3 protein-coding genes are annotated in these 1,425 nt (G+C 69.3%); all 3 read right to left on the bottom strand.

What is annotated here, in order from left to right:
- Positions 1-19: 19 nt before the first annotated feature.
- From BKE38_RS24340 to purC, 3 genes are read right to left on the bottom strand one after another with little or no spacing between them, the layout of a single operon-like run.
- On the bottom strand, positions 20-280 hold the full coding sequence (locus BKE38_RS24340; protein ID WP_076959814.1) for a hypothetical protein: 261 nt from the start codon (positions 278-280) through the stop codon (positions 20-22).
- 30 nt (positions 281-310) lie between these two features.
- Complete coding sequence (purS, locus tag BKE38_RS24335) at positions 311-550, bottom strand: phosphoribosylformylglycinamidine synthase subunit PurS (RefSeq protein WP_076959815.1); 240 nt, start codon at positions 548-550, stop codon at positions 311-313.
- A 47-nt stretch (positions 551-597) separates the two neighbouring features.
- The gene (purC, locus tag BKE38_RS24330; RefSeq protein WP_076959813.1) at positions 598-1,362 is read right to left on the bottom strand and encodes a phosphoribosylaminoimidazolesuccinocarboxamide synthase; all 765 of its coding nucleotides are present in this window, start codon (positions 1,360-1,362) and stop codon (positions 598-600) included.
- Positions 1,363-1,425 lie beyond the last annotated feature (63 nt).

Below are 1,425 nucleotides of genomic sequence, written 5' to 3'. Positions count from 1 at the left end.
GGGGCGGGGGCAGGGGGCGTCACTGCAGCCAGACCTTGATCCAGTGCAGCCCGCCCATCAGCAGGATGGTGACCAGCGAGGCGATGGCGGCGGCGGTGATCCACAGATCGATCCCCGCCTTGCCGCGGGCCAGGAAGCCCGGGCGCGCCGCGGCGCGGCGGCCGCGCGGGGCGGGGGCGGCGGCCTGGCGGGACGCTTCCATCCGCGCCTGGCGCCAGCGCAGCCCCATGCCGACCATGACGGTCAGCAGTAGCATGATCAGCAGCGAGGCCTTGATCACGCGCGGGGGGCCCTCCTCGCCTTGGCCGCGTCAGGCCAGCTCGATGCGGAAGCTCTCGATGACCGTGTTGGCCAGCAGCTTCTTGGCCATGGCCTCGGCGGCCGCGCGGGCGGCGGCGGGGTCGGTCTCGGCCAGCTCCAGCTCGATGATCTTGCCGGTGCGGACCTCGCCCACGCCGCCGAAGCCGAGGGTGCCGAGCGCGTGCTCGATGGCCTTGCCCTGGGGGTCGAGCACGCCGGCCTTGGGCATGACGGTGACGATGGCCTTCATTTTCTGCTCCGGGCTGGCGCGATGGGCGGTGGTGGTGGCGGCGGCGGTCACTGCATGATCTCCGGGCCCTTCATGTCGCGCACCCCGGCCTCGGGCAGGATGCCGAGGCGGCGGGCGACTTCCTGGTAGCCTTCCTCGACCTTGCCGAGGTCGCGGCGGAAGCGGTCCTTGTCCATCTTCTCGCCGGTCTTGACGTCCCAGAGGCGGCAATTGTCCGGGCTGATCTCGTCGGCCAGCACGATGCGCATCTCGTCGTTCTCGTAGAGGCGGCCGAATTCCAGCTTGAAGTCGACCAGCACGATGCCGACGCCGAGGAACAGCCCGCACAGGAAGTCGTTGATGCGCAGCGTGAGGGCGACCATGTCGTCCAGGTCCTGGGTCGAGGCCCAGCCGAAGCAGGTGATATGCTCCTCGGAGACCATCGGGTCCTGCAGCGCGTCGTTCTTGTAGTAGTATTCGACGATCGAGCGCGGCAGGCGGGTGCCTTCCTGCAGCCCGAGGCGCGCGGCCAGGCTGCCGGCGGCGACGTTGCGCACCACGACCTCGAGCGGGATGATCTCGACCTCGCGGATCAGCTGCTCGCGCATGTTCAGGCGGCGGATGAAATGGGTCGGCACGCCGATCTCGGCCAGGCGCGTCATCAGGTATTCGCTGATGCGGTTGTTCAGCACGCCCTTGCCGGTGATGATGCCCTTCTTGGTGCCGTTGCCGGCGGTGGCGTCATCCTTGAAATACTGGACCAGGGTGCCGGGCTCGGGGCCTTCGAACAGGACCTTGGCCTTACCTTCGAAGAGCTGCCGGCGACGCGCCATGATCCAGGAATCCCTCTGGCCGCCGGGACGGGGGCCGGCGGCGTTCGGGGGGCCGTATAGCAG

Source organism: Teichococcus deserti, assembly GCF_001982615.1.
GTDB lineage: Bacteria > Pseudomonadota > Alphaproteobacteria > Acetobacterales > Acetobacteraceae > Pseudoroseomonas > Pseudoroseomonas deserti.
This window is presented reverse-complemented; position numbering and strand designations above follow the sequence as displayed.

Bases quoted from the DNA above. Each gene is read 5' to 3' on its own strand.
- purS (WP_076959815.1), bottom strand. From the start codon at position 550: ATGAAGGCCATCGTCACCGTCATGCCCAAGGCCGGCGTGCTCGACCCC.
- purC (WP_076959813.1), bottom strand. From the start codon at position 1,362: ATGGCGCGTCGCCGGCAGCTCTTCGAAGGTAAGGCCAAGGTCCTGTTC.